Genomic DNA, 24,298 nt, shown 5'->3' on the forward strand with positions numbered 1-24,298 from the left:
TTCACAACGGTAGTCACACGCCCGCGACATGCGCGTTTTCCTCCAGCGGCCCTGGAGCGCTCCCCCAGCGGCTCTCAGCCGGGAGGCCAGTTGGGTGCGCAGGACCGTAGTCGGCGAAACGTCGGGCAGGACCGGCGCTGCACCGTCCCCAACACCCGCCGCACCACCGGATACCCGGAGCGACGCTGCCGGTCCGGGCGGCAAGCGGGCGGCTCGCATCTGATCCATGACCAGTGGCCCGACCACACCTCACGCGACCTGGTCATCTGCACCCAACTCGGCCACGAGGAACGCGAGGAGCACGACCGGAACCCCGCGCGACCACCGTCAGGGCACCGGTGGCGGGATCGACATCGAAAAGGTCACCGAGCGCACCCGGGCCGTACGCCCCCGACCGCACAGCCCCGGCCCGAACCGGAGAACGCTGCGTGAACTGCACAGCACCGGCAGCGCCACTCTCCACTTTCCGCGTGCCCTGCCGTCCCGCCGCAGCGGGCGACTCGTCATCCATGCTGCATCCATGCCGCGCAGACCCTGCGCACCGCCGAGGGGAGCCGTGTGGTTAGCGGGCCCGGGTCGCTCGGTCAGGAGTGGTTGCTCCCGGAGCGGCCGAAGAATTCGATTTCGGCGATGGCTACCTGCTTGCTCGCGGAGGCACCGTAGGCCGACTCGATGGTGAAGCGGACCTTGGTGACACCGTCGGGTAGGTAGCTGCCACCGGTGACCGACAAGGCCACGACCAGGACGCCGACCACCCAGCCGTACAGCCGGTCGAACATAGGGCGCAGCCGGGGCCGGTCCCCGGCGGGAGTGGCACACCACGGCAGGGCGTACCGCCGACAGCCCCGGGAAAACACGCCGGGAGCCCGTACCGACTGCGGGCGAGCTGCGGTGGGGCGCCCGGCAGTACGGGGGTGACGGAGGGCGGGTGAGGTGTCCGGCAGCTCACCTACGACTCCGGAAAACACAAAGTGCTGGTTGAGATAAACCTCAACCAGCACTTTCCGGCAACACACGGGCTACCAGTCGGTGTCCGAGGGGGGACTTGAACCCCCACGCCCGATAAAGGGCACTAGCACCTCAAGCTAGCGCGTCTGCCATTCCGCCACCCGGACTAGGTGTGATCGTCGCGGGGCGTTCCCCGCGGCGACATGGACAACAATACCAAGCTTTCGGAGTGCCCTTCACCTGCGTATCCGTCGCCCACATAACCTCGATTTATGGGCAATGAGGGGCATGTCGTGCATCGTGCCGGTCCGCGCAGGCCACGTGCGCTGTCGCCGCTGCGGGAGCATCTGCGGGACACGTTCTGGTTCGCGCCGTCGGCGGGGCTGCTGGGTGCGGTGCTGCTGTGGTGGGGGGCGTCGACGATCGACCTTGAGATCGTCGCGCTGCTGCAGCGGGAGAAGGAGTACGCGGCGGTCCGGGAGCTGGTGTCGATCGCCGAGGACACCAGGACGATCGTGACCACGATCAGCTCGGCGATGATGACCTTCATCGGTGTGGTCTTCAGCATTTCGCTGGTCGCGGTGCAGATGGCCAGCGGTCAGCTCACCCCGCGGGTGGTGCGGATCTTCGTCCGGAGCCGGATCAGCAAGATCACGCTCACCGTCTTCCTGGCGACCTTCCTGTTCTCGCTGCTGGTGCTCACCTCGTACGAGAGCGAGACCAACGTCCGGCAGATCACCTCGGTGCCCGTGGTGCAGAACCTGCTGACGATGGTGCTGGTGGGGCTCAGCCTGCTGCTGTTCATCGCGTATGTGTCGGCCACGCTGCGGCTGATGCAGGTGGGGCCGGTGGTCGACCGGATCACCCGGGAGAACCTGCGGATGCTGGCCCGGCAGGGCACCGGCGGGGAGGAGCCGGAGGACGGGGGCTCCCTGGCGCCCGAGACGGTCCGCGTCGCGCACACCGGCCGGGCCGGGGTCGTCCTGGATGTACATGTGGCGCGGCTGGTGCGGGTGGCGCGGCGGCAGGGGGTGGTGCTGCGGCTGCTGCCGCGGGTCGGGGACTTCGTGCTGCCGGGGACGCCGGTGCTGGCGGTGCACGGCGGGACGGCACCGCCCCGGTGGGCGCTGCGGCGCACGGTGTCGGTGGGGGTGGAGCGCACCTTTCACCAGGATCTCGGGCTGGGGCTGCGGCAGTTGTCGGACATCGCGCTGCGGGCGCTGTCGCCGGCGGTGAACGATCCGACGACGGCCGTGCAGTGCCTGGACCGGATCGTGCAGATTCTCGCGGCGGTGGCGGGGCGGCCGCTCGGGGCGGTGCAGCACCGGGACCGCCGGGGTGCGGTGCGGCTGGTGCAGAACGTTCCGGCCTGGACCGATCTGGTGGACCTGGGGCTGACCGAGATCCGGGCGGCGGCCTCGCACAGTCCGCAGGTCACCCGGCGGATGCTGGCCGGGATCGACGATCTGCTGCGGCTCGCACCGGAGCCGCGGCGGGAGCCGCTGGTGCGGCACCGCACCCTCCTGCTCCAGGCGGTGGAGCGTGCGGTACCGGCGGCCCCGGACCGGCGGTTCGCCTCGTCCCCCGACCGGCAGGGGATCGGCTAGGGCAGCCGGTCCGGGCCCTGGCTACGGCATCAGGTGGTAGTCGGGGAAGTTGCCCGGGAGGCGTTCGGACGGCGGGCCCTCGGTGACCGCGCGGACGAGGAGTTCGCCGCCGACGAACGCACCGCTCCAGGAGTTGCCGAAGCCGCCGAACAGCTCGTCCCGGTCGCCCCGGGAACGGGGCTTGTTATGGCCGACCTTGAAGGCGCGGATCTGCGGTGCGAGGCGGTCGTAGGCTTCCTCGTCGTCGCAGGAGAGGCTGGCGACCAGGGCGCCGTTGCTGGCGTTCATGGCGGCGAGGAGTTCCGCCTCGGTGTCGACCAGGACGAGGGTGTCGACGGGGCCGAAGGGCTCGGCGTGATGCAGCGGGGAGGACGGCGGCGGGGCCAGCAGCGTCGTCGGCGGGAAGTAGGCCGAGGTGTCCTGGGACGGCAGGAAGTGCCCATCCGCCAGACTGCCGCGGTGCAGCGGGACCGCGCCCCGGGAGATCGCCTCGGTGGTGAGATCGGCGAGTTCCTTGGCCTTGGCGGCGTTGATCAGCGGGCCGAAGTCGAGTTCGGGCAGCGGATCGGCGGGGTCGGCGACGGCCAGCGGGTGTCCGAAACGGACGCTGCGGACGGCGGGGAGGTAGGTGGCGAGGAAGTCGGCGAAGGCCTCGCGCTGGACGACGAAGCGGGGGTAGGCGGTGCAGCGCTGCTTGGCGTAATCGAAGGTCTTGCGGAGCAGCGGCGTCAGGGCCTGCCAGTCGGTGAAGTTCCAGATGCCCCAGGTGTTGAGGCCCTCCTGTTCGAGGACGTGGCGTTTGCCGAGGTCGGCGACGGCGGTGGCGACCCGGGCGCCGGTGTCCCGGCCGCCGACGAAGGAGACACAGCCGATCTCCGGGGAGCGGACCAGGGAGGGCGAGAGTTCACTGCCGCTGCCGCTGACGAGGGTGGCCGGGACGCCTTCCCGGGCGGCCAGGGCGCAGGCGACGGTGAGACAGACCAGCCCGCCGTCGGTGGGGGTCTTGGCGATCACCGCATTGCCGGCCAGCGCCTGCACCAGCATGGCGTGGATCAGGACGGACATCGGGTAGTTCCAGCTCGCGATGTTGCTCACCGGGCCGGGCAGCGGCGACCGGTCGACCAGCATCCGGTCGATCTCGGAGACGTACCAGCGGACCCCGTCGATGGCCCGGTCGACGTCCGCCTGTGCCAGCTTCCAGGGCTTGCCGATCTCCCAGACGAGGAGGAGGGCGAGCAGTTCGCGGTGCTCGGTCAGCGCGTCGAGAGTGGCCGAGATCCGGGCCTTGCGTTCGGTCAGCGGGACGTGGCGCCACTCCCGGTGCTGGTCGAGGGAGGCGCGTACGGCGTGCAGCGCGGCGTCCGCGTCGAGCCGGGGCGGACCGGCGACGGGACTGCCGTCGACGGGGCTGGTGGCGGGCAGCGGGTGACCGTCCGGATGCCAGGCGGCACCCCAGAGGTTGAGGGCCTGGTCGTCGCGGAACGCCTCGGGGGCCGCGGCCAGGCTGCGCTGCCAGGCGTCCTGCCAGGACGTACCGGGCTTCAGGCTGAGCGTCGGGGCGGGCGCGGGGCGGGCGCTGCGCCCCGGGTCGGCGGGGAATGCGGGGGTGGTGGCCATCAGGTGTCTCCGCTCTCGGTGCACGGCCGGAGGGGCAGGGTGGTGGCGCTCGTGCGGCTCCCGGAGGAACCGTGTTACTGGACGGTAGTGGGCGCGGCGACACTGCGGGACGGTCCGGCGTCAGGTATGGCGAGTGTCACTCGGCGTCCGCGGCGGGGCCAGCTGGGTGAGGCGACCGTGGGGTACGGCGGTCAAGGGCGGGCCGCGCCATTCTTCGTGCGGCAGGCCGCCCGGCTCCGTGCGGGGGTGCGGCACGGGCGCGCCCGCCGGGGCGTTCCGGCGCCTTGCTCCCTGCGGCCGGTCGCTGCCGGCCGTGCCGGGGACGCGGATGCTGCCGCGCGGGCGGTGCCCCGCCGTCCGTCGTGCGTACGGGGCTCAGCCCGCGGTGGGTCCGGCCGGTCGTGCCGGTTCCGCCGTCTCCTCGTGCGTACGGTCGGCGATCGCCCGGTGGTGGCGGACGACCTCGCCGATGATGAAGTTGAGGAACTTCTCGGCGAAGGCCGGGTCCAGCTTGGCGTCCTCGGCCAGCCGGCGCAGTCGCTCGATCTGCGCGGCCTCCCGGGCCGGGTCGGCGGGCGGCAGGCTGTGCCGGGCCTTGAGTTCGCCGACCTGCTGGGTGCACTTGAAGCGCTCGGCGAGCAGGTGCACCAGGGCGGCGTCGAGGTTGTCGATGCTGCCGCGCAGGTAGAGCAGCCGCTCCCGGGCCGCCTCGTCGGCGACGGAGGCCGCTTCGCCGCCCGCCGGTGCTGTCCCTTCGCTCATGTGCGTCTCGCCATTCGTGCTCGGTCGGGTGCCCGGTCCGGTGGGGTGCTTCGGGTACGTCCTGCGTGATCGTCTGCACATTACCCGGACGACAGCCGACGGCCCGGGCTGGTCTCGCGGATCGGAACGGAGTGATCCGGATTCGGCCACGCGGAGGGAGCCGGGCCGGCCGGGCCGGAGGCGACCGGGTCAGGGGAGACCGAACGGCGGCGGCGGCGTCGAGAAGGCCGGAAGGGGTGAACAGGGCCGGGGCGCGGAGGAGTTCGGCGCGGCGCTGGTGACGGTGGCCGAAGTCGCCGGTACGGGTGACAGTCCATCGTCCTGCCCTAAGGGGCGGGCTGGTTCTTCGGTACGCCCGGTGGCGGAATCCCCCACAGATCCCGTCACCGGGCCGTACCTCGCGGGCCGCGGCGGTCGGCCGGCCCCGGATGATCCGGGCGCCTGACCCGGCCCCGGCTCAGGCACCTACCCACCCCGCACCCCGCCCATCCCTCCACCGCCCCTCGATTTTCCCGAGATCCGGACCGCTGCCCGCCGTACGGACCGCGTCCGAACAGGGAAAACTCCGGCGAGAAGGTGCCTCGCGGACCGCGGGGCACCGACCGTCCCCGGCGCACCGCCCCGCCCGCCTCGTGCAGGAGAATGGGAACGCCAAGGTCACCGCGCCCCCATCGGCCCGGTGGTTCACGGCGATCCGCATCAAGGGCCGCTGCGGCCCTCGGCACACACAGCACCGGGGCGCCGCCGGCCCGGTGCGGAGGGGACTGATCAGACATGGGACGGGTCACCGAGCGACGCCGCGTCATCCGCATCCGCGACGGTGCCGTGAGCACCCGTCCGGACACCCTCGTCGCCGAGGAACCGATGGAGATCCGGCTCGGCGGCAAGCCGCTGGCGATCACCATGCGCACCCCCGGCGACGACTTCGCGCTCGCCGCCGGCTTCCTCGTCAGCGAGGGCGTCCTGGCGGAGGCCGGCGACCTGGCGAACATCGTCTACTGCGCGGGGGCCACCGAGGACGGGCAGAACTCCTACAACGTGGTCGACGTCCGGCTCACGGACGGGGTCCCGGTCCCGGACATCAGTCTGGAGCGCAACGTCTACACGACCTCGTCGTGCGGGCTGTGCGGCAAGGCGAGTCTGGACGCGGTGCGCACCACCGCCCGCTGGTCCCTGGACTCCTCCCCCGGCACCCCGGTCCGGATCGCACCGGAGGTGCTGAGCGCCCTCCCCGACCGACTGCGGGCCGCCCAGCGGGTGTTCGAGCGGACGGGCGGCCTGCATGCCGCGGCGCTGTTCACGGCGGAGGGCGAACTGCTCGACATCCGGGAGGACGTGGGGCGGCACAACGCCGTCGACAAGATCGTCGGACGGGCGCTGCAGCAGGGGCGGCTGCCACTGTCCTCGTGTGTGCTGATGGTCTCCGGCCGGGCGTCGTTCGAGCTGGCACAGAAGGCGGTGATGGCGGGCATCCCCGTGCTGGCCGCGGTGTCGGCGCCGTCCTCGCTCGCCGTCGATCTGGCCGTCGAGACCGGACTGACCCTGGTCGGCTTTCTGCGCGGCAGCTCCATGAACGTGTACGCGGGTGAGCACCGGCTCGCCCTGGACGACACGGCGGCCGCCACCGGCTGAGGCGGCGGCCCGCGCACCGGCCGGCCCCCTCACTCCGCCGGCCGCGCGATCCGGGTCAGCAGGTCGATCAACTGCGCGCGTTCGGCCGGGGTCAGGGCCGCGGTCAGCTCCGCGTTGGCCTCGTCGCCGAGCCGCTGGGTGCGGCGTAGCCGCCGCCGGCCGTCGGCGGAGATCTCGACGGCATTCTTGCGCCGGTCGCCGGGGTCGGGGGTGCGGGTCACGAGTCCGTCCCGCTGGAGGTCGTTGACGACCGCGACCATGTCCTTGGGGTCGATGGCCAGCGTCCGGCCGAGTTCCGCCTGCGAGACCGGGCCGAGTTCGGCGACCGCCGCGAGCACGGCGTGATGCATCATCCGCAGGCCTTCGGCGGCGAGCGCCTCGGCGACCAGGCGGTGCCCGCGGGCGGCGGCGCGGCCCAGCAGCCAGCTGGGGAGCGCGCGGATACGGCTGGGGGCGTACGGGGTGTCGGCCATGCGGTCACGGTACCGAGAAATCCATTGGCGCACCCAATGAAAAACCATTGGCGGACCCAATGGACTCTGGCTATCGTTGGGGAACCCAATGAAATCCGGCCGGTGCCCACCGGCCGTCGAACCCGGAGGTGCCCGCCCATGCGCCGTGTCCGATTCCATGCCTACGGCGGTCCCGAGGTGCTGCGCGTCGAAGAGGACGCGGCGGCTCCGGTGCCCGGTCCGGGGGAACTCCTCGTCCGCACGGAGGCGATCGGCGTCACCCTGCCGTGCGTTCGGCGGGTACGGGGCGACGGCAACGGCGGTGGCGATCCGCTGCCCGGGACGCCCGGCGGTGAGATCGCCGGTACGGTCGTCGCGCTCGGCCCGGACGTCACCGGCTTCGCCCTCGGCGACCGCGTCACCTCCCTCACCCTCACCAGCTCCTACAGCGAACTCGCCCTCGCGCCCGCCTTCCTGGCGAGCCGGGTCCCGGACGGGGCGGGCGCGGTGACGGCGGTGGCGCTGGTGCGCAGCGGGCACGTCGCGCTCGCCGCGCTCAGTACCGCCGCACTGCGGGACGGCGAATCCGTACTGATCACCGGCGCGGCCGGCGGCACCGGGCATCTCGCCGTCCAACTGGCCAAGCTCCAGGGGGTGCCGCGGGTGGTGGCCGCCGTCAGCTCGGCCGCCAAGACGGAGTTCCTCCGCGAGCTGGGGGCCGACGAGGTGGTGACCTACGACCAGGAGTCCTGGGGCGCGCCGGCCGATGTCGTCCTGGACGGCGTCGGCGGCGCTCTGCTGCCCCGCGCGCTGGCCGCGCTGGCTCCCGGCGGGCGGCTGGTCTTCTTCAACTCGGGCGGCGGCACGGTTCCGGCGTATGAGCTGCTGGCGGGCGCCAAGACCATCACCGGGCTGACGATGCGCCACTTCTCCACCGTCCACCGGGAGCTGTACGAGGAGCATCACGCCCGGCTGTGGGAGCTGTCCGGCGCCGGCCGGCTGCGGGCGGCCGTCCATGCCGAACTGCCGCTGGCGGAGGCCGCGAAGGCCCACGAGATCATCGAGGCCAGGGTCAACCTCGGCAAGGTGGTGCTGCGGCCGTGAGGCCCGGCGGGCGGTACGGAACATCCGGTGCACCCAGCACATCCGGCCCGCCCGGCCCCGGCGGCGCATCCGCCGCATCTGCCGCACCCGGCGCAGTTCCTGCGGGCCGGGAGAGTGAATTCCGGGTGCGGCACGGAGAACCGGCGCACGCTCCTTGTCGCGGTCCGCGCACGGCAGTAGCTTCCGTCGCGATGCACATAGGACGTGGGATGTCCTGATGACCCGACGCCGATGCCTCGAAGGGCAGGCCGGACCATGACGTCAGTTCTCCGCGCACACCCCAGCCCCCGCGGCAGACCCCGGCGCCGCCGCGCCGTGGCCCTGCTCGCCGCGCTGACCGCCACCGCCCTCGCCCTCCTGCCGACCGCCCCCACCCAGGCCGCGCCGCACGATGCGCCGGGAACCTCCGCCCCCGTAGGCGGATTCGAGCAGCAGGTCCTCTTCAAGGCGTCCCAGGAGCAGGGCTACCACTGCTTCCGTATACCGGCCGTCGTACGGTCCACCCACGGCACCCTGCTCGCGTTCGCCGAGGGCCGGCGGCACGACTGCGGCGACGCGGGCGATATCGACCTCGTCCTCAAGCGCTCCGCCGACGGCGGCCGGACCTGGGGCCCGCTCCAGGTCGTCAACCGCGGCGGCGGCGACACCCACGGCAATCCGGCGCCCGTCGTGGACCGCCGTACCGGCCGGATCGTCCTCGCCGAGACGTACAACAAGGGCCGCACCGACGGCCTCAACTGCGACGTCCCCTGTGACCGCACCCCGCACCTCCAGTACAGCGACGACGACGGCACGACCTGGTCCCCGCCCCGGGACCTGACCGCAAGCATCCGCCCCCCGCAGTGGAACTCCTGGTACGCCACCGGTCCGGTGCACGGCATCCAGCTCACCCGCGGACGGCACGCGGGCCGGCTGCTGTTCAGCATGAACGCCGAGAGCTACGCGGAGGGCCGGGTCACCGCCAACCACGCCGCGCTGGTCCACAGCGACGACGGCGGCACCACCTGGAAGATCGGCGCGCTGGACAGCTGGCCGGTCGCCTCCGAAGGGACGTTCCGTCAAAAGCCCTCGGAGATGACCCTCCTGGAACGCTCCGACGGCTCGGTCTACGTCAACGGCCGCGAACAGGACGGCACCGACCTGGGCCACCGCACCGCGGCGGTCAGCCGCGACGGCGGCGGCTCCTTCACCGCTCCGTTCCGCGCCCTCCCCGGCCTCTACACCCCGATGGTGCAGGGCTCGGCGCTGCGTCTGCCGGGCTCGCGCACCGGCCGCACGCTGTTCGCGGCGCCCGCCGACCCCGACCGGCGCCGGACCATGACCCTCCGCTCCTCCTACGACGAGGGCCGCACCTGGGAGGGCGTCGACCGGGGCGCCCGCGTCACCACCGACTGGTCCGGCTACTCCGACCTGGTCGCGGTCTCCCGTGAGGTCACCGGCCTGATGTACGAGGGCGGCGCGGCCGACGCCCGGGACGAGATCCGCTTCGCCCGCTTCACCGAGGACTGGCTCGGTCCGCGGCGCGCCCCGGACCCGACGACCCGCGACACCGCTCCCGGCGCCCGGCCCGCGCTCGTCCTGGGCGGCGCCCGCGGCACCGACGGCCGCTTCGGGCCGGCCCTGTCCTTCGACGGCGCCGACGATGCGGTCCGCCTCCCCTTCCGCGGCTCGCTCCCCCTGGGCGGCGACGACTTCACCTGCAGCCTGTGGTTCCGCTCGGAGGCCACCACCGGCGAACAGCCACTGCTGTGGATGGGCGGGGTGGGCACCCGGTCCCCGCAGATCTCGATCGCGGGCGACCCCGCCCGCCACCGGATCGTGGCCCGCCGCACGGCCGTCGACGGCGCCCGGCCGGCCGCCACCGCCCAGGCGGTGACCAACGCCGCCCACAACGACGGTGGTTGGCACCATCTCGCGCTGCGCCGTAGTGGCGGCCGGCTGCTGCTCACGGTGGACGGGGGCGAGACCACCGTGGCCCCCGACGTCCCGGGGTCGGCCAGCCGTGGCTCGGTCTTCGGCGTCCACCTCGGCCAGAAGCCGGACAGCCGCGCCCAGTTCACCGGCGCACTGGACGAGGTACGCGTCTACCGGCGGGCGCTGACCGACGCCGAACTGTCCCGCGTACGCACCGACAACGCCCCGGTGAACGGCCCGCTGGTCCTGGGGCTGTCGCTGGACCGGGTGCGCGGGGGCGCCAGGAACTGACCGGCCCGGCGGACGACGCCCTCGGCCCGCCCGGCCCGTGCACGTCCGGGCGAGCCGGGGGCGTCTTGCGGACGGGATGGTCAGTCCACGGCCCAGGCCGGGCTGCCCGCAACTCCCCCGTACGGAACGGGAACGTGCCGGCCGAACCGCGAGACTCCGCTAACGCCGCTGCCCGCCCGCCACCGCGTCCGCCTCCCCCGCGGCCTCCCCCAGCCCGGCAGTTCCCGCAGCGGTGCCCTCCGCCGCCGGCTCCGGGGCCGCGGAGGCCGCGAAGCGCTTGGCGAGGACCGCGCAGACCATCAACTGCAGCTGGTGGAACAGCATCAGCGGCAGCGCCGCGAGCCCGGCCTGCGCGCCGAAGAGGACACTGGCCATCGGCAGGCCGGACGCCAGGCTCTTCTTGGAGCCGGCGAAGGTGATCGCGATCCGGTCCGCCCGCCGGAAGCCGAGTTTGCGCGAGCCGTACCAGGTGGCGGACAGCATCACCGCGAGCAGCACGGCCTCCACCCCCAGCAGGCACAGCAGCCGCAGCGCGGAGACCTGGTGCCAGATGCCCTGGACCATGCCGGCGCTGAAGGCGGCGTAGACGACCAGCAGGATCGAGCCACGGTCCACGTAGCCGAGGGCCTTCTTGTGCCGGGTGAGCCAGTTCCCGACCCAGCGGCGCAGCAACTGCCCGGCGAGGAACGGCAGCAGCAGCTGACAGACGATCGAGACCAGTGACCCGGCGGAGAAGCCCCCGCCGTCCCCGTGCAGGACCAGGCCCGCCAGCAGCGGGGTGACGACGATACCGACGAGGCTGGAGAACGAGCCGGCACAGATCGCCGCCGCGACATTGCCCCGGGCGACGGAGGTGAAGGCGATCGAGGACTGGACCGTGGACGGCACCAGGCACAGGAACAGCAGTCCGGTGTAGAGGGCGGGCGGCAGGATCTGCGGTACCAGGACGCGGGCGGCCAGGCCGAGCACCGGGAAGACGAGGAAGGTGCAGGCCAGGACGGTGAGATGGAGCCGCCAGTGGCGCAGGCCGTCCAGCGCCTCACGGGTGGAGAGCCGGGCGCCGTAGAGGAAGAAGAGCAGCGCGACGGCTCCGGTGGAGGCCCCCTCGGCGGCGGTGGCGGCCACGCCGCGGGCGGGCAACAGCGCGGCGAGCGCGACGGTGCCCACCAGCGCCAGGATGTAGCCGTCGACGGGCAGCCGGGACAGGGAACGGGGCAGGGGCGGGCGGCGCATGGTCTCTCTTCGGTCGTACGGCGGCTCGCGGCACGGGGCCTGAACGGATTCCCCCAGCCTGCCGTGACCTGCGCCGATCGGGAACCCCGCTTACCGTGGTCACTGTTATCGCATCGCACGATGAGCCCCGGCCGACGCGCACCGCACGATGAGCGCCCCGCGACAGGCTTCCTGACGCCCGGCCCGGGGAGACGGCCGGCGGCGCGGCCAAGAACGGAGAGCCCGTGTTCGACCCCGCCCAGTTGCGCACCTTCCTCGCCGTGGCTCAGACGCTGAGCTTCACCCAGGCCGCGCACCGGCTCGGACTGCGGCAGTCCACGGTGAGCCAGCACGTACGGAAGCTGGAGGAGGCCGCCGGGCGCCGGCTGTTCGCCCGGGACACCCATGGCGCGGCGCTGACCGAGGACGGCGAGGCGATGCTCGGCTTCGCCCGCACGATCCTGGAGGCGAACGAGCGCGCCACGAGCTTCTTCGCGGGCACCCGGCTGCGCGGCAGGCTCCGCTTCGGCGCCTCCGAGGACTTCGTGCTGACCCGGCTGCCGGAGGTCCTGGAGGAGTTCCGACGGGACCACCCCGAGGTCGACCTGGAGCTGACCGTCGAGCTGTCGGGGACGCTGCACGAGTTGCTGGCGGCCGGCCGGCTGGATCTCGTGCTGGCCAAAAGGCGCCCGGAGGACTCACGCGGACGGCTGGTCTGGCGCGACCGGCTGGTGTGGGTGGGGGCCGAGCGGCTGCGCCTCGATCCGCAGCGCCCGGTACCACTGGTCGTCTACCCGCCGCCCGCGCTGACCCGGGCCCGGGCGCTGGAGGCGCTGGAGCGCGCGGGGCGGGAGTGGCGGATCGCCTGCACCAGCGGAAGTCTCAACGGGCTGATTGCCGCAACTCGGGCGAGCCTGGGCGTAATGGCCCACACGAAGGGCATGATCCCGCCAGGTCTGGTTCAGATTCAGCCACGTGCTGGACTTCCGGAACTGGGCGGCGTGGATTTCGTTCTCCTGTACGGACAGCGCGACCGCGCGGCGCGGGGCCCGGCGGTGGCCCTGGCGGACGCGATCCTCGCGGGCGGCGACCGCCTGCAGCTGCCCTGACCGGCGGCAGGGCGCGGGACGGATCGGCCGGCTCGCTGTCACGTGCAGAGATTTGGTGCAGATATGGTCCCGGCGCCGTGATCGTCCGGCGTTGAACCAGCTGGCGCCTGCCCCCGCTTCTCCCGAGTCACCCGTTTTCTCCTGTTGGCCAGTTCCTGTGCGGCCGCGTTCGCCACGTGGTACGGCCCTGCCGGATGCCGTCACGGTGGGGTACGGTCGCGGCCTTGTGAGCAACACCACGAGGAGCTGGGTCATTGCGCGAGTTCACCGTCCCGCCTTTGGCGACCGCGCCCCGGGTCGGCGGGCTGGCGGATGCCGTCTACGAGCACGCCGAAACCGACCCCGACCGCGTCGCACTGGCGCGTAAGGACGACGCGGGGAACTGGCAGAACGTCACCTCCGGACAGTTCAGAGACGAGGTCCTCGCCCTGGCCAAGGGCCTGCTCGCCCAGGGTGTCCGGTTCGGCGACCGCGTCGGCATCATGTCGCGCACGCGCTACGAGTGGACCCTCTTCGACTTCGCGCTGTGGTCCATCGGCGTCCAGTCCGTGCCGCTGTATCCGACCTCGTCGGCGGAGCAGGTCTTCTGGATGCTGCACAACGCGGGCGTCTCCGCGTGCCTGGTCGAGCACGAGGACCATGCGATGACCGTCGGCTCGGTGATCGACCGGCTTCCGCAGCTGCGCAAGCTGTGGCAGCTGGACGCCGACCCGGTGGCCGAACTGACCGCGGCCGGTGCGCACATCGACGACGACGTGGTGCACCGCCACCGGATGGCGGTCACCCCGGACGCCACGGCGACGATCATCTACACCTCCGGCACCACCGGCCGCCCCAAGGGCTGTCTGATCACGCACGCCAACTTCATGGCCGAGGCCGACAACATCGTGCTGCGCTACGAGGCGGTCTTCCACTCGAAGCCGGGCGACGAGGCGGCCACGCTGCTCTTCCTGCCGCTGGCCCATGTCTTCGGGCGGATGGTCCAGGTCGCGGCGATCCGGGGCCGGGTCAAGCTCGGCCACCAGCCCGAGCTGGCGGCCCGAGCGCTCCTGCCCGACCTCCAGACGTTCCAGCCCACGTTCATCCTGGCCGTGCCGTACATCTTCGAGAAGGTCTTCGCCGCGGCCCGGCGCCGGGCGGAGGCGGACGGCAAGGTGGGGCCGTTCGACAAGGCCGTCGAGATCGCGGTCCGTTATGCCGAGGCACAGGAGAACAAGGCCTTCGGGACCGGCTCCGGACCCAGCGCCTCGCTGCGGATGCAGCACCAGTTCTTCGAGAAGGTCGTCTACAGCAAGGTCCGGGCGGCGATGGGCGGCCGGGTGCGGCACGCGATGTCGGGCGGCTCGGCGATGGAACGCCGGCTCGGGCTGTTCTTCGCCGGCGCCGGCGTGCGGATCTTCGAGGGCTACGGCCTGACGGAGAGCACCGCGGCCGCCACGGCCAACCCGCCGGAGCGGACCCGCTTCGGCACCGTCGGCACCCCCGTACCGGGCACCACCGTGCACATCGCGGAGGACGGCGAGGTCTGGCTGTACGGCGGTCAGGTCTTCCACGGCTACCACAACGACACCAAGGCGACCGATGCCGTGCTGCACGACGGCTGGTTCGCCACCGGTGACCTGGGCGCGCTGGACGAGGACGGCTATCTGACGATCACCGGCCGCAAGAAGGAGGTCCTGGTGACCTCCGGCGGCAAGACCGTCTCGCCGGTGGGCCTGGAGGAGCGGGTACGGGCGCATCCGCTGGTCGCCCAGTGCATCGTCGTCGGCAACGACCGGCCGTTCATCGCCGCGCTGGTGACGCTGGACCCGGAGGCGGTCACCCACTGGCTGGCCATGCGCGACAAGCCGGAGCTGCCGCCCACCGACCTGGTGCGCGACCCGGACCTGGAGACGGAGATCCGGCGTGCGGTCGTCGCCGCCAACACGCTGGTCTCCCAGGCCGAGTCGATCCGTACGTTCCGGATACTGGCCAACCAGTTCAGCGAGGAACACGGGCTGCTGACGCCGTCGTTGAAGCTCAAGCGCAAGGCGATCGAGACGGCCTACACGGTCGAGGTGGACGCGCTGTACCGGACGTGACGGACCGGGCCGTGGGTGCCGGGCGGCGCCGCGGCGCTCCCCCGTCCGGCGGAGCGGGATCGTCCGTCGGACGGAGGCCGTCGGCGCCGGTCCCGACGAGGCTCCTGGTATGGATTCCCGTCGTCTCACTCTCCTCGGCCGGCTCGCGGTCGTCGCCTGTGTGCCGTATCTCGCGCTCAAGCTGCTGTGGGTGCTGGGCTTCGACATCGGCGTCGTCGACACCTCCCGCGTCGGCCGCACCACCTGGATCGCGGCCAATGTCTTCACGTTCCTCCTGGACGCCGTCGCCGCCGTGGTGGCCCAGACCCTGACCCGCCCGGCCGGCCGCCGCGCCCCGGCCTGGCTGCTGACGTTCCCGTTGTGGATGGCGTCCGGACTGCTCATCCCGCTGCTGACGGGGCTCGCCGGCGGCAGCGTCACCGCGCTGGTCACCGGCGTCCCCCACCCGGTCGCGGCCGGCGACTGGCTCGCCCCGTGGGTCTACGGCGTCGTCTACGGCGGCTTCACCGTCGAGGCGGTGACCCTGTTCGGCGCCTTCGCGCTGTACGCACACCAGCGCTGGGGCGGCCTGCTGCGGCGGCCGCTGGGCGCGCTGCCGGACACCGGCACCCGGGCGATGCAGCGGATCTTCCTCCTGCCGGCCGCGGCGCTGCTCACGGTGCTGGGCGCCGTGCAGGTGCTGTGGGGCGCGGGTTCGGCCCTGGGGGTCACGGCGGCGGACGTGGCCGCCCGTACCGTCCTCACCCACGCGTCGCACTGGGCCGCGGGGCTGCTGTCGCTCGCCGGCGCCGCCGGACTGGTGCTGCTGGTCCTGCCGGGGCTGCTGCCCCGGGTCCGGGTCCGTACGGCGCTGGCCCTGGCGTGGTGCGGCAGTGCCTCGGCGTTCGCCTGCGGGGGCTGTCTGTGGCTCGGGCAGGCGGTGACCGACGGGCTCGTCCGCGGCGCCTCCGCGGTCCCCGAGGGACTGCCGGGTCTGGTCGGCGCCCTGGAGCTGTGCGCCGGACTGGTGGTGCTGTGCGCCGGGTCGTTCGCGCTCTGCGAACTCACCGCCGTTCCCCGCTCCGCCCCCGGCGTCCCGGGCCGCCGCCCCGCCCCGGTCTTCGCGGCCGCCCGGGAACACCCCGCGTCCCGTGCATTCCGTCCGGCTGTCCGGGAATGCGCGACCGCGGATGATCGTTGACATCCCTGAAGACGAAAGCCGACGTAAGGATCGATTCTCCCGTGAGCAAGGTTCCGTCCATCACGCTCAACAACGGCGTCGCGATGCCGCAGCTCGGCTACGGCGTCTGGCAGGTCGAGGACGACCAGGCGACCACCGCCGTCGGCCACGCCCTGGACGCCGGGTACCGCAGCATCGACACCGCGGCCATCTACGGCAACGAGGAAGGCACCGGCAAGGCGCTCGCCGCCTCCGGTATCGACCGTGACGAACTGTTCGTCACGACCAAGCTCTGGAACTCCGACCAGGGCTACGACGCGACGCTGCGCGCCTTCGACACCTCCCTCACCAAGCTCGGCCTGGAGTACGTGGACCTGTATCTGATCCACTGGCCGCTGCCGGCCCGGGACACCTACCTGGAGACGTACAAGGCTCTGGAGAAGATCCAGGCGGACGGCCGCGCCAAGGCCATCGGCGTGTCGAACTTCTACCCCGAGCACCTGGAGCGGCTGCTGGGCGAGACCTCCATCGTCCCGGCCGTCAACCAGATCGAGCTGCACCCGCAGTTCCAGCAGGCCGCCGCGCGCGCCTTCCACGCCCGGCACAACATCGTGACCGAGGCCTGGTCGCCGCTGGGCCAGGGCAAGGGCCTGCTGGCGGACCCGGTGATCGCCGAGCTCGCCGCCAAGCACGGCAAGACGCCCGCTCAGGTCGTGCTGCGCTGGCACCTCCAGCTCGGCAATGTCGTCATCCCGAAGTCCGTCACCCCCTCGCGCATATCCGAGAACATCGACGTCTTCGACTTCGAGCTGGACGACGCGGACCTCACCGCGCTCGCCGGCCTGGAATCCGGCAACCGCCTCGGCCCGGACCCGGCCACCTTCGACGTGGCCTGATCCGCGTTCCGTTCCGGCGCCGCCCGCTCGTACGGGCGGCGCCGCGCGGTACCCGAGTGGCGGGCTCGGCGGACGGCGGTGAGGGTGGAGGGTGAGTGTGGGGTGGTCCCCGAGGCGTGCCGACCGGGGCCGGTACCCCTCCGCGTTCCGCTCCTCCGCCGTGCCCGCAAGGGTGGCGGAGGTGCCCCATCGAGGAGGCCTTGATGCCCGACGTCACAGCTCCCTACCAGCCCGGGACGCCCTGCTGGATCGACCTCGCGGCCCCGGACCAGCAAGCGGCCATCGACTTCTACTCCCAGGTCTTCGGGTGGACCGGCGAGATCGGGCCCCCGGACACCGGCGGCTACGCGGTCTGTGAACTCAACGGCAAGCCGGTGGCCGGCATCATGGCCGCGGTCCCGATGGGCGGCCAGCCCGCCCCGCCGACCGTGTGGACCACCTACCTGGCCGCCGCCGACGCGGACGCCACCGCCGAGGCGGTACGGGGAGCCGAGGGCACGGTCCTGCTGCCCGTCATGGACGTGATGACGCTCGGCCGGATGGGTATCGCTGCCGACCCGACCGGAGCGGTGTTCGGCATCTGGCAGCCCGGGGACTTCCCCGGCGCCGGCATCGTCAACGAACACGGCGCACTGATCTGGAACGAGCTCAACACCACCGACCCGTCCGCCGCCGCCGCGTTCTACAAGACCGCCCTCGGCATCGAGAGCGCCCCCATGGAAGGCGCCGACAACTACTACTCCCTGACGGTGCAGAACCGTCCGGTGGGCGGCATGCAGCCGATGTCCGAGCAGATGCCGGCCGACACCCCGTCACACTGGCTCGCGTACTTCTCGGTGGCGGACACCGATGAGACCGTCGACAAGGTGACGGCGGCCGGTGGCGCGGCACTTCAGCGGCCCTTCGACATGGTCGCCGGCCGGATGGCCGTGGTGCGCGACCCGCAGGGCGCGACCTTCGCCGTGATCAACCCCAAGCCGATGAACCAGGGCTGACCCGGGCACAGCGGACCGGTGGCACCCGGGCGCGGCCGGAGCCGGGCCGTGGGCTACTGCGCCCGCGCCGTGTGCACCGTCCGCGCCGCGAGAACGAAGGCGTCGGGGCGACGGGTCACACCGGCGGCGTCCTCGGGGTCCGTGAGGCGGGCGAGCGTCCCGCGGTCGTCCTCGTCGAGGCGCTCGCCGTACATGTCGCGGGCCAGGGCCAGCGTGGCCACGGCATGGGCGCGGGCCGCGGCGCCCAGCGGGGCCGGCAGATCCAGCAGGAAGCTGCGGGAACACGGCGCGCGCAGACCGGCGTCGGCGAGGAAGGCCGGCCAGTCCTCGGCCTCGTCGGCGGCGTCGGGCAGCGCCGCGCGCATCTGCGTGAACCATTCCTCGCCGGCCGCGTCGAGCCGGGACTGCAGCCCCGGGCGGCCGATGCCGGGGTCGCGCGGCAGATAGCGCGCGGGGAGGCCGCCCTCGGCGACGGCGAGCAGTCCGCCGGGCCGCAGATGACCGGCCAGGGCGGCGACCGCGGCACGCTGGTCCCCGACGTGGTGCAGCGCCCTGCCCGACCAGATGAGGGCGGCGCCGCCGAGGGCGTCGAGTCCGTCGGGGACCTCGGCGAGGTGGGTGTGGACCCGGTCGCCGAGGCCGAGGCGGTCGGCCCGGTCGCGGGCCCGCTCCAGGAGTGCCCCGGTCGCGTCCACCGCGACCACCTCGGCGTTCGGGAAGGCACGGGCCAGCAGACAGCTGACGACGCCGGGGCCGCTGCCGATGTCGAGCACCCGCAGCACCCCGCCGGGAACGAGACCGCCGGCCGCGCCGCCAGGCCGCTCGCACAGCCAGGACACGGCCTGTTCGTAGAGCGGCAGGTACAGCTCGGCGCCCCGCTCAAGGTGCGGGCCGAGCACCTCCCAGTCGGGGTGAGCGCCGCCGTGCGGATGGTGGTGCCCGCGGCCGGGCCGGTCGTGGTCGGTCATACCGTCGAGCCTCCGTGACGGGTGGTGCGCGTGCCTTGGTCGGTGCCGTGCCGGCAGCCCCAGGTTCCCGCGCGGGAAGGGGTGATCGTAGGGTCTTGGCCTGTGGCTACTCCGGGATGGGCGCCGCCGACGGATACTGAGCGGCGGCTGTGCGAAGCAACGGCGCGTGGGGACTGGGAGGGTCAGGTCGCGGCGATCGCCGGTGAGGACCTGTATCTGGCGGTACCGCAGCAGGGTCAGGACCCGCTGCCCGTCTACGACGACCCGGCGGCGGGCGGTAAATGCATTCCCGTCCTGACCCGCGGCATGCTGCCGCCGTGGCAGCCGCAGCAGTTCTTCGACCGTGTCTCGGTCGAAGAACTGGCGGAGGACTGGCCGAACGACAAGTGGCGGCTGGCGGTGAACCCCGGCACGCCGTGCGCCGCCTATCTGCCCGCGTCGCGGACCCACCGCGCCGGCTGGCTGCGGCACCGCGCCCAGGGCGGCGTACGGCCCGGCGGCCTGCTCGTCACCCACTACGGCGGTCCGCTGCACGGCCCCGTCGCGCAGGGTCTGGCGTGCGGTGCGCCGATCGCGGTGCACCACAGCGTGCCGTGGAACGAGCTCGGTACGGCCTTCCTCGACCACGCCGCGGACGCGCAGACCCTGCGCGACCAGTGGTCGGTGACCGACCCGGCCGGCTGGCAGCAGCGCCTGGACCAGCTGCTCGGCGGTCAGTTCGTCCCGGCGGAGACCGAGGCGGCGCTGCGCGCCCGGGCGCGGGCCGGGGATGCCGGGGCCGCGAAGGACACGAAGGACACGAACGGCCAGGAGACCGCGGGCCCGGCTGACGCCGCGGACGCCCCCGCCGTCCCCGAGCTGGTGACCCGCTACGAGGAGCGGTTCCGCGCGGACGGACTGCTGCCCGCCGACGGCCGGGTGGTGTCCCTGGTCGCGCTGGATCACGCGCACGCCGTCAACCTGGTCCGCTGGGGTCTGGGCGCCCGGCTGTGCGCCCCGCACCAGGCCGAACAGGCCGTGCAGCAGGCCGCCGCGCGGGCCAGGGAGGTGTACGGCTCGTGGGAGGAGTTCGCCGCGGGCTACGCCCTGGGCCGGATGCTGGCGTTCGACAACGGCTGGTTCGGGCCGCAGTACGCGGAGGCGGTGCATCTCCACCGCGTCCTCACCCAGGACCCGGCCTCGCCGTGGCGCGGACTGCCCTTCGCCTGACGGGCGGACGCCCCCTGCGGACGCCCACTACGGGCGCCTCGCCCCGCGCCGGTTCGTGTAGACGTAGGGCATGGATGTAGCGATCTGCCTGTTCAGCTCCGACCTGCGGCTGCACGACCAGCCGGTGCTGCATGCCGCGCTGCGCGCCGCGCCCCAGGTGGTACCGCTGTTCGTCGTCGACACCGGGATCGCTGACGCCGGGTTCGTGGTGCCCAACCGGGCGGCGTTCCTGGCCGACGCGCTGGCGGATCTCGACGCGGGGCTGCGCGAACGGGGCGGTCGGCTGGTCATCCGTACGGGGGACGTGGTCGCCGAGACCTGCCGGGTGGCGGCGGACGCCGGGGCCGGGGAGGTGCATCTCGCGGCCGGGGTGAGCGGTTACGCGCTGCGCAGGGAGCGGCGGCTGGCCGCGGAGCTGGCGGCAGCGGGGCGTTCGCTGGTGGTGCATGACGCGGTGATCACGGCGCTGGCGCCGGGCGCGGTGCTGCCCACCGGCCCGGACAAGGACCACTTCGCGGTCTTCACCCCGTATTTCCGGCGCTGGCAGGCCGCGGGGAGGCGGTCGGTGCTGCCCGCGCCGCGCTCCGTACGGGTCCCCGCCGAGGTGCGGTCCGGGGAGCTGCCGTCCGCGCCGGACCTGTGCCCGGACGGCACGCCCTCGCCCGGGCTGCCGGAGGGCGGCGAGCGGGCGGGGCGCCGCCGGTTCGGGGCCTGGCAGCGCTCGGGGATGGCCGAGTACCAGGACCGGCAGGACGATCTGCCGGGCGACGCCACCTCGCGGCTGTCGCCGTATCTGCACTTCGGGTGCCTCTCCCCGCTGGAGCTGGTGCACAAGGCGGCCGGCCGGGGCGGCGCCGGCGCCGAGGCGTTCGTACGGCAGCTGGCCTGGCGGGACTTCCACCACCAGGTGCTGGCGGCCCGCCCCGGCGCGGCGCGCGCCGACTACCGCGCCAGGGACGACCGCTGGCGTCATGACGAGGCGGAGGTGACGGCGTGGAAGGAGGGCCGTACCGGCTATCCGGTGGTCGATGCCGGGATGCGGCAGCTGCTGTACGAGGGCTGGCTGCACAACCGCGCCCGGATGCTGGTGGCGAGCTTTCTGACCAAGACGCTGTATGTGGACTGGCGGGTGGGCGCGCGGCACTTCCTGGATCTGCTGGTCGACGGCGACATGGCGAACAACCAGCTCAACTGGCAGTGGGTGGCCGGCACCGGCACCGACACCCGGCCCAACCGCGTGCTGAACCCGCTGGTCCAGGCCCGGCGGTTCGACCCCCGGGGGGACTACGTACGGCGCTGGGTGCCCGAGCTGGCGGGGCTCGCGGGCGCGGCGGTGCACCAGCCGTGGAAGCTGTCCGGGCCCGAGCGCGCGGCCTGCGACTACCCGGAGCCGGTGGTGGATCTGGCGGACGGGCTGGCGCGGTTCAGGCGGGCACGCGGGCTGACGTGAGCGGGCCACCGGCCGGCCGTGTGTCGTGGACGGCATCCGGGCCGGGAGATGATGCAGGGCGGACCGACGGAGAGGACGGATACGACATGGGCGGGAGCGGGATGCGCCGAGGGCTGGACCGGGCACAGCTGGACCGGGCACTCGGGGCGGTCGGGCCGCGGCAGCCGGCCGCGCTGCCGACCCTGGCCCAGTGCCGTAGCGCGCTGCGCCGTACGCCGCTGTCGGTGTGGCACGACGATGTGACGGACTGGGCGGCGAGCCTGACGTACTACTCGGTGCTGGCGCTGCTGCCGTCGCTGATCGTCACGGTGTCGCTGATCGGGCTCGCCGATCCGCCGGCCACCGGACAGCTGATCAACCAGATCAGTTCGCTCGCCCCGGCCGACTCGGGCCCGGCCGTCCACCGGGCGCTGGTCGGGATGGCGCACCAGCAGACGGCCGCGTGGGTGGTGCTGGGCGGCGCCCTGGTCAGTGCGCTGTGGTCGTCCTGCAGCTATCTGGCGGTGTTCCGCCGTGCGCTGCACGCCATGCACCGCACCAAGGACGACCGGCCGCCGTGGCGCAAGGCGCCGCGCATCCTGTGTACGGCGCTGCTGCTGATGGCACTGCTGATCAGCAGCGCGGTGGCACTGCTGGTGAGCGGGCCGATCGCGACCGCGCTGGGCCGGGCGGTGGGTCTCGGGGAGGCCGGCGAGGCGACCTGGAACCTGCTGAAGTGGCCGCTGCTGCTGCTTCTGGCCACGGTGCTGGCGATGGTGCTGTTCCGTTCCGGCCCGCCCAGCTCCCGCGGGGTGCGCAGGGCGGCCCCGGGCGGTGTGGTGGCCGTGCTCCTCTGGCTGATCTCCTCCGCCGGATTCGCGCTCTATGCCTCGTACGTCGGCACCTTCAACCGGCTCTACGGGTCGCTCGCCGGGCCGGTGGTGTTCCTGATCTGGCTGTGGTTCTCCCATCTGTCGCTGCTGTCCGGCGCCCAGTTCAACGTGGAACTGGCGCGTGCGGGGCGGGTGGTGCGGCCCCGCACCGGCAACTGAGCCGGTGGGCGGCGGCCCGCCCCGCCGGGTCAGCGCACCCCGTGGCCCGGCGCGATGTCCTCGATACGCCGGGCGAGACCGAAGTCGAGCTGGGTGATCCGGCCGCCGACGCTGTGGGTGTTCACCGCGATGCCGATGCGGTTGTAGCCCAGGGTGAGGTCGGTGTGGTGCCCCAGCTCCTCCTGGATCTGCGCGATATGGACGACCATGGCGACGGCCGGGAGATGCCCGTGGAAGAGGTACTCCCGGCGCAGCAGCTCACCCTCGACCGACCACCCCGGCAGCTCCGCGAGCCGCTCCTCGATCTCCTTCTCGCTGAGCGGTTCCGCCTGAGCATTCATCACGCCCGCCTCTCGCCGTGCGCCGGCCCTCCGATGAGCCGGCTCCCGATACGTACGCCCTCCGCACACCGCCGCCGGCCGGCCGCGGCCCCTCACGGCCCCCAGCCTGACACGCCGACACCCCTTTCCCCCGCAAGGCCGGCCCGGCACACACACCCTCCCCGACGACCGGCCCACCACACCCGTCCACGACCCTCATCTTTCCCTTAGGCGGTGTCTTCACATGTCACGCTCACATCAGGAGCGATGCGAGGGTGACGGCGGCTTGGTGGGACTCGGTGGTCTTGTCGTAGCGGGTGGTGATGCCGCGCCACGGCTTCAAGCGGTTGAAACAGCGTTCGACCGCGTTGCGCCGCTTGTAGAGCTGCTTGTCGAAGGCCGACGGGCGCTCGCCGCGGCTGCCCCGCCGGAGCCGGTTGCGGATCTGGTCGGCCCGTTCGGGGATGGTGTCGGGGATGTTCCGGCGCCGCAGCCAGGTCCGGATGGCATTGGAGCTGTAGCCCTTGTCGCCCAGGACGTGGACGGGCCGGGTCCGGGGTCTTCCCGGGCCGGTGCGGGGCACCCGTATCGCCTCCATCACGGCGGCGAACTGCGTGCAGTCGTTGCTGTTCCCGCCGGTTACGGTGAGGGCGAGCGGGCGGCCCACAGCGTCGCAGGCCAGATGACGGCGGGATTCACGGCCATGAGCCGAAGCACGATAGTTGTCACCAAGGCACGTTGTTGTCACCGCGGCCGACCTTCGCGGATCACACAGGCCGGAGCGATGGCCGGATCGGCCACGGCCCCGAGCACGTACGGCAGGGCGGCCGGAGCCGAGGAGTAGACGCCGCCTCCCTGGTGGTGCACTACACCAGCAGGTCGCCGGCCGCCCCGGCAGCCTTCTCCGGCCCCCGAGGCGGCTGCCTCCCGCTCCGCGGCGATGCCGCGGGTGCCGTTCCGATCGAACGGCCGTGAACGTACGCTGGGTTGCCTGTCAGACGCGTGCGGGTCACCGCTCGTACGGACGCACTGCCTTGGGGGAGACACAGTGCTCGACGAAACGCTGATGGCCCTGGCCGCAAGCGCGGGGACCGCAGTGGCCGCGGCCGCCGGCACGGACGTCTGGGAAAGCGTGCGGACGCGGCTCGGCGGCATTCTCCGACGGGAGAACGGGGGTGACGCGGAGCTCGTCCTCGCCAGAGCCGACCGTGCGGCGGCGGAACTGAGCGGCGCCGAAGACGAAGACGCCGAGCGGGCGCGCAGCCGCCTCGAAGACGTGTGGCGGGACCGGTTCGAAGACTTGCTGGGACGCCTGGACGCGGACGAGCGCGCGGAAGTGGCCGACCAGCTGACGACGCTGGCCTCACTCGCCCGTCCTGCCGGCGGCGTCTCGGCAGGGGACGACGGCCTGGCTGTCGGCGGGAACATGAGCGTCCGGGCGGGTGACGGCTCGGTCGCCGCCGTCCGCATCGGGACGGTGAACATGGGAAACCCTCCCCCGCCGGGTGTGGAGTAGACGCGGCCACACCCGGTCCCGCCGT

Annotated in this window: 20 protein-coding genes, 1 tRNA gene and 1 pseudogene; 13 read left to right on the forward strand and 9 right to left on the reverse strand. The window is 72.9% G+C overall.

Annotated elements, in window-relative coordinates:
* Positions 1 to 584 precede the first annotated feature (584 nt).
* Positions 585 to 695: pseudogene (locus ACGFN2_RS21665) on the reverse strand (carbohydrate-binding protein); the annotation flags it as partial.
* A 335-nt stretch (positions 696 to 1,030) separates the two neighbouring features.
* A tRNA-Leu gene (locus ACGFN2_RS21670) sits at positions 1,031 to 1,115 on the reverse strand.
* A 126-nt stretch (positions 1,116 to 1,241) separates the two neighbouring features.
* On the opposite strand from ACGFN2_RS21670, the gene ACGFN2_RS21675 reads away from it, so the two are divergent.
* The gene (locus tag ACGFN2_RS21675) at positions 1,242 to 2,555 is read left to right on the forward strand and encodes a DUF2254 domain-containing protein (protein ID WP_362601465.1); all 1,314 of its coding nucleotides are present in this window, start codon (positions 1,242 to 1,244) and stop codon (positions 2,553 to 2,555) included.
* 21 nt (positions 2,556 to 2,576) lie between these two features.
* Here ACGFN2_RS21675 and ACGFN2_RS21680 read toward each other — a convergent pair whose 3' ends face one another.
* Together ACGFN2_RS21680 and ACGFN2_RS21685 are read right to left on the reverse strand one after the other, a co-directional pair.
* On the reverse strand, positions 2,577 to 4,172 hold the full coding sequence (locus ACGFN2_RS21680) for an aldehyde dehydrogenase family protein (protein ID WP_362601096.1): 1,596 nt from the start codon (positions 4,170 to 4,172) through the stop codon (positions 2,577 to 2,579).
* 375 nt (positions 4,173 to 4,547) lie between these two features.
* Positions 4,548 to 4,934, reverse strand: coding sequence for a chorismate mutase (locus tag ACGFN2_RS21685; RefSeq protein ID WP_362601099.1), 387 nt, complete (start codon positions 4,932 to 4,934; stop codon positions 4,548 to 4,550).
* 774 nt (positions 4,935 to 5,708) lie between these two features.
* On the opposite strand from ACGFN2_RS21685, the gene fdhD reads away from it, so the two are divergent.
* Positions 5,709 to 6,566: a formate dehydrogenase accessory sulfurtransferase FdhD gene (gene fdhD / locus ACGFN2_RS21690; protein WP_393362798.1), complete on the forward strand. Its 858-nt coding sequence runs from the start codon at positions 5,709 to 5,711 to the stop codon at positions 6,564 to 6,566.
* 29 nt (positions 6,567 to 6,595) lie between these two features.
* Here the strand turns inward: fdhD and ACGFN2_RS21695 are convergent, their stop codons facing one another.
* Positions 6,596 to 7,039, reverse strand: coding sequence for a MarR family winged helix-turn-helix transcriptional regulator (locus ACGFN2_RS21695; RefSeq protein ID WP_393362801.1), 444 nt, complete (start codon positions 7,037 to 7,039; stop codon positions 6,596 to 6,598).
* 138 nt (positions 7,040 to 7,177) lie between these two features.
* Here ACGFN2_RS21695 and ACGFN2_RS21700 point away from each other — a divergent pair, with 138 nt between their 5' ends.
* Together ACGFN2_RS21700 and ACGFN2_RS21705 are read left to right on the forward strand one after the other, a co-directional pair.
* The gene (locus ACGFN2_RS21700; RefSeq protein WP_393362804.1) at positions 7,178 to 8,122 is read left to right on the forward strand and encodes a zinc-binding alcohol dehydrogenase family protein; all 945 of its coding nucleotides are present in this window, start codon (positions 7,178 to 7,180) and stop codon (positions 8,120 to 8,122) included.
* A gap of 255 nt (positions 8,123 to 8,377) precedes the next feature.
* On the forward strand, positions 8,378 to 10,327 hold the full coding sequence (locus tag ACGFN2_RS21705; RefSeq protein ID WP_393362807.1) for an exo-alpha-sialidase: 1,950 nt from the start codon (positions 8,378 to 8,380) through the stop codon (positions 10,325 to 10,327).
* A gap of 159 nt (positions 10,328 to 10,486) precedes the next feature.
* Here the strand turns inward: ACGFN2_RS21705 and ACGFN2_RS21710 are convergent, their stop codons facing one another.
* Positions 10,487 to 11,560 (reverse strand): bile acid:sodium symporter family protein, encoded by a 1,074-nt coding sequence (locus tag ACGFN2_RS21710; RefSeq protein WP_393362810.1) that lies wholly within the window; start codon positions 11,558 to 11,560, stop codon positions 10,487 to 10,489.
* A 224-nt stretch (positions 11,561 to 11,784) separates the two neighbouring features.
* Between ACGFN2_RS21710 and ACGFN2_RS21715 the strand changes: the two genes are divergently transcribed.
* The 5 genes from ACGFN2_RS21715 to ACGFN2_RS21735 all read left to right on the forward strand — a co-directional run bounded on the left by ACGFN2_RS21715 (position 11,785) and on the right by ACGFN2_RS21735 (position 17,779).
* Positions 11,785 to 12,648 carry a LysR substrate-binding domain-containing protein gene (locus tag ACGFN2_RS21715; RefSeq protein ID WP_362601111.1) on the forward strand — a complete coding sequence of 288 codons (864 nt, stop codon included), beginning with the start codon at positions 11,785 to 11,787 and terminating at the stop codon, positions 12,646 to 12,648.
* Positions 12,649 to 12,902: 254 nt separating this feature from the next.
* Positions 12,903 to 14,729: an AMP-binding protein gene (locus ACGFN2_RS21720; protein ID WP_362601113.1), complete on the forward strand. Its 1,827-nt coding sequence runs from the start codon at positions 12,903 to 12,905 to the stop codon at positions 14,727 to 14,729.
* A gap of 109 nt (positions 14,730 to 14,838) precedes the next feature.
* Positions 14,839 to 15,909, forward strand: a complete 1,071-nt coding sequence (locus tag ACGFN2_RS21725) for a hypothetical protein (protein ID WP_393362813.1) — start codon at positions 14,839 to 14,841, stop codon at positions 15,907 to 15,909.
* Positions 15,910 to 15,950: 41 nt separating this feature from the next.
* On the forward strand, positions 15,951 to 16,784 hold the full coding sequence (locus ACGFN2_RS21730; RefSeq protein WP_393362815.1) for an aldo/keto reductase: 834 nt from the start codon (positions 15,951 to 15,953) through the stop codon (positions 16,782 to 16,784).
* Between the two features lie 203 nt (positions 16,785 to 16,987).
* The gene (locus ACGFN2_RS21735; RefSeq protein ID WP_362601121.1) at positions 16,988 to 17,779 is read left to right on the forward strand and encodes a VOC family protein; all 792 of its coding nucleotides are present in this window, start codon (positions 16,988 to 16,990) and stop codon (positions 17,777 to 17,779) included.
* 53 nt (positions 17,780 to 17,832) lie between these two features.
* On the opposite strand, the gene ACGFN2_RS21740 is transcribed toward ACGFN2_RS21735, so the two are convergent.
* Positions 17,833 to 18,747, reverse strand: a complete 915-nt coding sequence (locus ACGFN2_RS21740) for a class I SAM-dependent methyltransferase (RefSeq protein WP_393362818.1) — start codon at positions 18,745 to 18,747, stop codon at positions 17,833 to 17,835.
* A 102-nt stretch (positions 18,748 to 18,849) separates the two neighbouring features.
* On the opposite strand from ACGFN2_RS21740, the gene ACGFN2_RS21745 reads away from it, so the two are divergent.
* From ACGFN2_RS21745 to ACGFN2_RS21755, 3 genes are all read left to right on the forward strand, one after another.
* Positions 18,850 to 19,956, forward strand: a complete 1,107-nt coding sequence (locus ACGFN2_RS21745) for a DUF1266 domain-containing protein (RefSeq protein ID WP_393362821.1) — start codon at positions 18,850 to 18,852, stop codon at positions 19,954 to 19,956.
* A gap of 70 nt (positions 19,957 to 20,026) precedes the next feature.
* A complete protein-coding gene (locus ACGFN2_RS21750) occupies positions 20,027 to 21,406 on the forward strand; it encodes a deoxyribodipyrimidine photo-lyase (RefSeq protein WP_362601128.1) in 1,380 nt (459 codons plus the stop codon).
* Between the two features lie 86 nt (positions 21,407 to 21,492).
* Positions 21,493 to 22,437 (forward strand): YihY/virulence factor BrkB family protein, encoded by a 945-nt coding sequence (locus ACGFN2_RS21755; RefSeq protein ID WP_362601131.1) that lies wholly within the window; start codon positions 21,493 to 21,495, stop codon positions 22,435 to 22,437.
* A 29-nt stretch (positions 22,438 to 22,466) separates the two neighbouring features.
* Here ACGFN2_RS21755 and ACGFN2_RS21760 read toward each other — a convergent pair whose 3' ends face one another.
* Together ACGFN2_RS21760 and ACGFN2_RS21765 are read right to left on the reverse strand one after the other, a co-directional pair.
* The gene (locus tag ACGFN2_RS21760) at positions 22,467 to 22,778 is read right to left on the reverse strand and encodes a 4a-hydroxytetrahydrobiopterin dehydratase (RefSeq protein ID WP_393362826.1); all 312 of its coding nucleotides are present in this window, start codon (positions 22,776 to 22,778) and stop codon (positions 22,467 to 22,469) included.
* A gap of 232 nt (positions 22,779 to 23,010) precedes the next feature.
* Positions 23,011 to 23,505, reverse strand: coding sequence for an IS5 family transposase (locus ACGFN2_RS21765; protein WP_393362829.1), 495 nt, complete (start codon positions 23,503 to 23,505; stop codon positions 23,011 to 23,013).
* Positions 23,506 to 23,805: 300 nt separating this feature from the next.
* On the opposite strand from ACGFN2_RS21765, the gene ACGFN2_RS21770 reads away from it, so the two are divergent.
* Positions 23,806 to 24,273, forward strand: coding sequence for a hypothetical protein (locus ACGFN2_RS21770; protein ID WP_393362832.1), 468 nt, complete (start codon positions 23,806 to 23,808; stop codon positions 24,271 to 24,273).
* Positions 24,274 to 24,298: the final 25 nt, after the last annotated feature.

The sequence above is a fragment of the Streptomyces sp. NPDC048612 genome (assembly GCF_043199295.1).
Lineage (GTDB): Bacteria > Actinomycetota > Actinomycetes > Streptomycetales > Streptomycetaceae > Streptomyces.

Excerpts from the sequence above, each read along its gene's own strand:
- ACGFN2_RS21680 (WP_362601096.1), bottom strand. The coding sequence starts at position 4,172 with ATGGCCACCACCCCCGCATTCCCCGCCGACCCGGGGCGCAGCGCCCGC.
- ACGFN2_RS21685 (WP_362601099.1), bottom strand. The coding sequence starts at position 4,934 with ATGAGCGAAGGGACAGCACCGGCGGGCGGCGAAGCGGCCTCCGTCGCC.
- fdhD (WP_393362798.1), top strand. The coding sequence starts at position 5,709 with ATGGGACGGGTCACCGAGCGACGCCGCGTCATCCGCATCCGCGACGGT.
- ACGFN2_RS21695 (WP_393362801.1), bottom strand. The coding sequence starts at position 7,039 with ATGGCCGACACCCCGTACGCCCCCAGCCGTATCCGCGCGCTCCCCAGC.
- ACGFN2_RS21700 (WP_393362804.1), top strand. The coding sequence starts at position 7,178 with ATGCGCCGTGTCCGATTCCATGCCTACGGCGGTCCCGAGGTGCTGCGC.
- ACGFN2_RS21705 (WP_393362807.1), top strand. The coding sequence starts at position 8,378 with ATGACGTCAGTTCTCCGCGCACACCCCAGCCCCCGCGGCAGACCCCGG.
- ACGFN2_RS21710 (WP_393362810.1), bottom strand. The coding sequence starts at position 11,560 with ATGCGCCGCCCGCCCCTGCCCCGTTCCCTGTCCCGGCTGCCCGTCGAC.
- ACGFN2_RS21725 (WP_393362813.1), top strand. The coding sequence starts at position 14,839 with ATGGATTCCCGTCGTCTCACTCTCCTCGGCCGGCTCGCGGTCGTCGCC.
- ACGFN2_RS21735 (WP_362601121.1), top strand. The coding sequence starts at position 16,988 with ATGCCCGACGTCACAGCTCCCTACCAGCCCGGGACGCCCTGCTGGATC.
- ACGFN2_RS21740 (WP_393362818.1), bottom strand. The coding sequence starts at position 18,747 with ATGACCGACCACGACCGGCCCGGCCGCGGGCACCACCATCCGCACGGC.
- ACGFN2_RS21750 (WP_362601128.1), top strand. The coding sequence starts at position 20,027 with ATGGATGTAGCGATCTGCCTGTTCAGCTCCGACCTGCGGCTGCACGAC.
- ACGFN2_RS21755 (WP_362601131.1), top strand. The coding sequence starts at position 21,493 with ATGGGCGGGAGCGGGATGCGCCGAGGGCTGGACCGGGCACAGCTGGAC.
- ACGFN2_RS21760 (WP_393362826.1), bottom strand. The coding sequence starts at position 22,778 with ATGAATGCTCAGGCGGAACCGCTCAGCGAGAAGGAGATCGAGGAGCGG.